Here is a 6,615-nt window from a genome sequence, read left to right on the forward strand (position 1 = left end):
AGAGCGGCGGCGCTCGACGGCCGGCCGGCTGAGGCCGCCGACCTCTACGCCACCGTTGTCGGGCGCCTGCCCCTGGCCCAGTACGTGATCGAGTACGCCGAGGTGCTGGTCGCGGCGGGCAGGGATCCCGCCGAGCAGTGGGCGCTGCTGCGCGCGCAGCGGACCCTGATGGAAGCGGCCGGGGTCAAGGACGACCTGACCTGGGCCGAGTTCGAGGCCGACCACGGCTCTCCCGCACGGGCCGTCGAACACGCCGAGGCCGAATACGCCCGCAACCCCAACGTGGTCGCCGCCGACGCCCTGGCCTGGGCCCTGCACCGCGACGGCCGTGACCAGGAGGCCCTGCCGTACGCGCGTAGGGCCACCGCCACCGGCTGGCGCAACGCCCTGTTCCATCACCACCGCGCCGAGATCGAACGCTCGCTCGGCCGCACCGAGGAGTCCAGGCGCTCCGCCGCCCGGGCCCGCGACGCCGACCCCACCTTCTCCGCCGATCTCCCTGCCCTAGCGAGGTTCTCCTGATGCTTGCGGTCACTACCGCCGCCTGCGGCCTGGCGATGTGCGCGACGCTCGCCGCAGGCGCCGCGCCCTCCAACGCGGAGGTGGCGCACCCACTGGGCAACTTCACCGTCAACCACTACAACGGCCTGCGGATCACCCCGGACCGGGTGGAGAACCTGGCGGTCGTGGACAGCGCCGAGCTGCCCACCCTGCAGGCCCGCCCCGCGGTGGACGCCGACCGCTCAGGAACGGTCTCGGACGCCGAACGGTCGGCGTACGGCACCGCCCGGTGTGGCGAACTCGCCACCGCACAGCGTCTGACGGTGAACGGGACCGCGACGGTGTGGCAGATCTCCGAGGCCGTCTTCGCCTACGAGCCCGGTCAGGGCGGCCTGCAGACCAGCCGCCTGACATGCCGCCTGCACGCCGCCGCGAAACCGCTCCAGGCACCCACCGCCGCGGCCTCCGGCTCCGGGACCTCGGTGACGTCCGAGGGGAGCGGGACGGTCGAATTCAGTGACGGCTTCCTGGCCGACCGGCTGGGCTGGCGGGAGATCACCGCGGTGTCCGCCGCGGGGCTACGGCTGGTGCGCCCTTCGGTGCCCGGCACGAGTGTGAGCCGGGAACTGCGGTCCTACCCCGGCGACCTGCTGGCCGACCCACTGGACCAGCGGGCGGTGAAACTGGGCGTGACGCCGGGAACCGGCTCGGCGGCGACCGCGATACCGCTGGTGTCCGGCGGACCCGTCGCAGACGCACTGGCCGCGCTGGACCGCCTGTTCACCAACCTGATCGGCACCGCGTCGCTGACCGTGCCGCTGGGCCTGCTCTCCATAGCGCTGGCCGCGGTCCTCGGCGCCGGCCACGCGCTCATCCCCGGTCACGGCAAGACCATCATGGCCGCCTACCTCGCCGGCCGCAGCGGCCGCCCACGTGACGCGCTGGTCGTCGGCGCCACCGTGACGGCCACCCACACGCTGGGTGTTCTCGTCGTCGGCCTGCTGCTGAGCGCCTTCTCCGCCCTCACCGGGGAGTCCGTGCTCGGCTGGCTCGGCCTGGCCAGCGGCCTGCTGATCACTGTCATCGGCGCCGGTCTCCTGCGATCGGCCTGGCGCGCCCACCGCAGCGGCGAGCCCTCCGGCCACAGGCACGGACACGGGCACGGACACGGGCACGGGCACGGGCACGGGCACGGGCACGGACACGGGCACGGACATGTGCCCTCCGCCGAAGGGCACGACCAGAGATCCGGCTACGGGCACGGCCACACCGATCCGGGCCGTGGAGTCGTCCGGACGGCGGTGCTGGATCGGGAGCGGCCCGCACAGACCGAGGCCACCCGCTCGCGGCGCGGGCTGGTGGGGATGGGGGTGGCGGGAGGCCTGGCGCCCAGCCCTTCCGCGCTCGTCGTCCTGCTCGGCGCCATCGGGCTTGGCCGCACCTGGTTCGGGATCGCGCTGGTGTTCGCCTACGGCATCGGCATGGCAAGCACCCTGACCGCCACCGGCCTGCTCCTGGTCAAGCTGGCGGGACGACTCGACCGGATGGCGACGAGGGGACACGGCATGGCTGCCCGCCTGTCGTCTCTCGCCCCGGTCGGCACCGCCGCCGTCGTCGTCGTACTCGGCCTGGGCCTGGCCATCCGGGGCCTGGCCGGAGCCGCCTGAGAGGAGCCGGCCCTAGGCCCTGTCCTGCGGATCTTGCCGTGGCGAGGATCGGTCAGGTGGTGTCTCGCAAGGCGGAGGAGGGAGCCACAGCGTGCTGCGGTGACCGACGACAACGCGGCGAGGCGCCGCCTGGGCGACCGCAGTAGGCAAAAGATCCGCAGGACAGGGCCTAGCCTCGCGTCCGGCGGTTCCACAAACCGTGAACCGCCGCTCGCCAGGAGCGCAGGCCACCCGGGCGACGATTTCGGGCCGGCCTCCCCGGGGGAGGAGGGACCACCGCCGACCGGCTCGGCCGTCCTCCATCTCGATGCCCCGGCAGCCGTTCCCCCGCCCAGACGGGCGAACCGGTTCAGAGTTTCTCCATCGCCTTGCGGATGCGCTTGTCGGAGATCGAGTACGGGGTGCCGAGGGTCTGGGCGAAGTAGCTGACCCTGAGCTCCTCGATCATCCAGCGGATCTGCCGGACGTCGTCGTCGGAACGGCGGGCCGGGGGGAGCTTCTCGACCAGCTCGTGATAGTCGTCCTCGATGTCGTGCACCTTGCCCATCCGCTCCCCGTCGCGGAACGCGTCCTCGTGCACCTTCTCCAGCCGCCGCTCGGCTCCCTTGAGATAGCGGAGCAGATCGGGCAGGCGCTTGTGGCCGGTCTCGGTGACGAAGCCCGGGTAGACCAGGTTGGCCACCTGGTCGCGGATGTCCTCGATCGCGGGCGTCGAGCGGGACTCGGGCAGCAGTGTCGAGACGGTGTGCCAGACCTTGAGGATGCTCTCGACGCGAGCGACCACCTCGGCCGTGGTGTCGAAGAGTTCGGCGCGGACCGCTTCGTGCAGAGCGGTGTAGGCGGACTCGTCCCAGACCGGCCCGCCGTACTCGTTCATGAGATGGTCGGCGGCGCAGGCGATGCAGTCGTCGAACAGGGCGACGGCACCGGCGTGCGGGCTCCGGCTCAGGGCGAGCTTGGACTGGTTGCCGAGGCGGCCGAGCACCCATTTGGCCGGGGACGGGGTGTTGAGCAGCAGCAGCCTGCGGGTGCCCTCCCACATGGCCCGGCGCTGCTCGGCCTCGGTCTCGAACATCCGTACCGCCACGGTGGCGCCCTCGTCGGCGAGCGCCGGATAGGCCTTCATCCTGCGCTGCTCGAACGTCTTGGGCAGCGCGCCCACGGTCCACCCCGTCAGGCCGGATTTCTCCAGGCCGTCGGCGGCCTTGGAGAGGGTCTGGCGGAGTTTGGGGGCGAGGCGCCGCTTGAGATCGGCCAGGTCCTTGCTCTCGGCCAGCTTCTGCCTGCGGCCGTCGGTCACCCGAAAGGTGATCTTGAGGTGGTCGGGGACCAGGCCGGGCTGCCAGTCCTCGCGGGTCACCTGGAAGCCGGTCAGGTTGAGCAGCTCGCGCTCCAGCACCGCGAGCAGCGGCTCCTGGGTGGGCTCGGCCCGCTGGAGGACCTTCTTGGCGTAGTTGGGGGCGGGGACGAAGTTGCGCCGGATGTTCTTGGGCAGGCTGCGGATGAGCGCGGTGAGCAACTCCTCGCGCAGCCCGGGGATCTGCCAGTCGAACCCCTCGACGTTGACCTGGTTGAGCAGCGCGAGCGGGATGTGCGCGGTGACGCCGTCGGCGTCGGTGCCGGGCTCGAACTGGTACGTCAGCGGGAAGCGCAGGCCGCCCTGGCGCCACACGTCGGGGTAGTCGCGCCGGCTGACGTCGCCGGCCGACTCGCTGATCAGCATCGACTTCTCGAAGCTGAGCAGGTCGGGCTGGTCGGCGCGGACCTTCTTCCACCAGGAGTCGAAGTGCCGGCCGGAGACGACGTCGGCGGGAACACGCTGGTCGTAGAAGTCGAACAGGGTCTCGTCGTCGACGAGGATGTCGCGGCGCCTGGCCCGCTCCTCCAGTTCCTCGACCTCTTCGAGGAGCTTGCGGTTCTCGGCGAAGAAGGCGTGGTGGGTCTCCCAGTCGCCCTCGACCAGGGCGTGCCGGATGAACAGCTCCCGGCTCAGCTCGGGGTCGATGCGGCCGTAGTTGACCTTGCGCTGGGCCACGATCGGCACCCCGTACAGGGTGACCTTCTCGTAGGCCATCACCGAGCCCTGCTTCTTCTCCCAGTGCGGCTCGGAGTAGGTGCGTTTGATCAGGTGCGCGGCGAGCGGCTCGACCCACTCGGGTTCGATCTTGGCGTTGACCCGGGCCCAGAGCCGGGAGGTCTCCACCAGCTCGGCGGACATCACCCAGAGCGGCTGCTTCTTGGCGAGCGCGGAACCAGGGAAGATCGCGAACCGGGCGTTGCGCGCGCCCACGTACTCGGTCATCGGCCTGCGCGGCTCGTTCGTGCCGCGGCGGGCGCCGGGCTCCGCGGTCTTCTTGTCGATGTCCTTGACGCCGACGTGGGAGAGCAGGCCGGAGAGCAGGGAGATGTGGATCTTCTGCTCGTCGCCGGGGGTGCTGTTGAGGGCGACGCCGAGGGTCTTCGACATCTGGCGTAGCTGGCCGTAGACGTCCTGCCACTCGCGGACTCGCAGGTAGTTGAGGAACTCCGCCTTGCACAGCCGCCGGAACGCGCTGGAGGAGAGCTCCTTCTGCTGCTCCTGCAGGTAGTTCCACAGGTTCAGGTACGAGACGAAGTCGGACTCCTTGTCAGCGAACCGGCGGTGCTTGTCGTCGGCGGCCTGCTGCTTGTCGGCCGGGCGCTCGCGCGGGTCCTGGATCGACAGGGCGGAGGCGATGACCATGACCTCGCGGACGCAGCCGTTGTGGTCGGCCTCCAGCACCATGCGGGCCAGTCGCGGGTCGACGGGCAGCCCGGCCAGCTTGCGGCCGAGCGTGGTCATCTGCCGCCCCTGGTCGAAGGCGCCCAACTCCTGGAGCAGGTCGTAGCCATCCCTGACCTGGCGCTGGTCGGGCGGCTCGACGAACGGGAAGGCCCCGATGTCGCCCAGGCCGATCGAGGTCATCTGCAGGATGACCGAGGCGAGGTTGGTACGGAGGATCTCCGGGTCGGTGAACTCCGGCCGGGTGACGAAGTCGTCCTCCTCGTACAGCCGGATGCAGATGCCGTCGGAGACCCGGCCGCAGCGGCCCTTGCGCTGGTTGGCCGAGGCCTGGGAGATCGCCTCGATGGGGAGGCGCTGGACCTTGGTGCGGTGGCTGTAGCGGGAGATGCGGGCGAATCCGGGGTCGACCACGTACTTGATGCCGGGCACGGTCAGCGAGGTCTCGGCCACGTTGGTGGCCAGCACGACCCTACGCCTGGTGTGCCGCTGGAAGACCTTGTGCTGCTCGGCGGCGGACAGTCTGGCGTACAGCGGCAGGATCTCGGCGTCCTTGCGCTTGGCGAGCGCCTCGGCGGTGTCGCGGATCTCCCGCTCGCCGCTGAGGAAGACCAGGATGTCGCCGGGTCCCTCGGCGCACAGCTCGTCGACGGCGTTGCCGATCGCCTGGATCTGGTCGTCGTCCTCGGCGATCGGCCGGTAACGCACCTCAACGGGGTAGGTCCGGCCGGAGACCTCCACGATCGGCGCGTCGCCGAAGTGCTTGGAGAAGCGCTCGGGGTCGATGGTCGCCGAGGTGATGATCACCTTCAGGTCGGGGCGGCGCGGCAGGAGTTGCTTGAGGTAGCCCAGGATGAAGTCGATGTTGAGGCTGCGCTCGTGCGCCTCGTCGACGATCAGCGTGTCGTACTGGTCGAGGTCGCGGTCGTTCTGCAGCTCGGCCAGCAGGATGCCGTCCGTCATGACCTTGACGAGCGTGCCGTCGCTCACCTGGTCGGTGAAGCGCACCTTGTAGCCCACGGCATCGCCGAGCGGGGTGTCGAGCTCTTCGGCGACGCGCTCGGCCACGGTACGGGCGGCGATGCGGCGGGGCTGGGTGTGCCCGATCAGCCCCCTGACGCCCCGGCCGAGCTCCAGGCAGATCTTCGGTAGCTGGGTGGTCTTGCCCGAGCCGGTCTCACCGGCGACGATCACGACCTGGTTGTCGCGGATCGCCTCCAGGATGTCGTCCTTGCGCTGGCTGACCGGCAACGCCTCCGGATAGGTGACCGTGGGGACGCCGGCGCGGCGTCGGGCGACCCGGCGCTCGGCCCGCTCGATGTCGGCGGTGATCTCGACGGTGATCTTCTGCTGCGCGGCCCGGTTTCTGACCTTGCGAGCCCCGTCGAGCCTGCGTCGTAGCCGCCGCTGGTCACGGAGCGTGAGCTCGGGCAGGCGCGCGTGCAGTTCGGAGAGCGGAGATGTCAAAGGAGGCGTTCCCATACTGAAACCCAGGATACTTTCGGCCCGCGCCTGACGGCTCACGCGTGCCCTTCGAAGGCCCCCACGTGAAGCCCCAACCGTTCATGCTGCCCGACCCGCCGCTTCCCCGCATCTCCGCTTCGACGCGATCGACGACGTCGCCGACTGCGCCGTCGAACTGGTGCGCGTGGTTGTCGGCGTTGCGGAAGGCCCTGCCGAACCCGG

General features: G+C 70.6%; 3 protein-coding genes. 2 read left to right on the forward strand and 1 reads right to left on the reverse strand.

The features are described from left to right. Both ABZU75_RS44570 and ABZU75_RS44575 read left to right on the forward strand, forming a co-directional pair. A partial coding sequence (locus tag ABZU75_RS44570; RefSeq protein ID WP_355568976.1) for a hypothetical protein occupies positions 1–522 on the forward strand: 522 nt, incomplete at its 5' end. Further along, entirely contained in the window at positions 522–2,168 is a 1,647-nt protein-coding gene (locus tag ABZU75_RS44575) for a High-affinity nickel-transporter (RefSeq protein WP_355568979.1), read from the forward strand. The genes ABZU75_RS44570 and ABZU75_RS44575, both read left to right, overlap by 1 nt. A gap of 349 nt (positions 2,169–2,517) precedes the next feature. On the opposite strand, the gene hrpA is transcribed toward ABZU75_RS44575, so the two are convergent. Beyond that, complete coding sequence (hrpA, locus tag ABZU75_RS44580; RefSeq protein WP_355568982.1) at positions 2,518–6,411, reverse strand: ATP-dependent RNA helicase HrpA; 3,894 nt, start codon at positions 6,409–6,411, stop codon at positions 2,518–2,520. Positions 6,412–6,615: the final 204 nt, after the last annotated feature.

The organism is Streptosporangium sp. NPDC005286 (assembly GCF_040607515.1).
Lineage (GTDB): Bacteria > Actinomycetota > Actinomycetes > Streptosporangiales > Streptosporangiaceae > Streptosporangium.

Coding starts and splice junctions, on each gene's coding strand:
- ABZU75_RS44575 (WP_355568979.1), top strand. CDS start 522: ATGCTTGCGGTCACTACCGCCGCCTGCGGCCTGGCGATGTGCGCGACG.
- hrpA (WP_355568982.1), bottom strand. CDS start 6,411: ATGGGAACGCCTCCTTTGACATCTCCGCTCTCCGAACTGCACGCGCGC.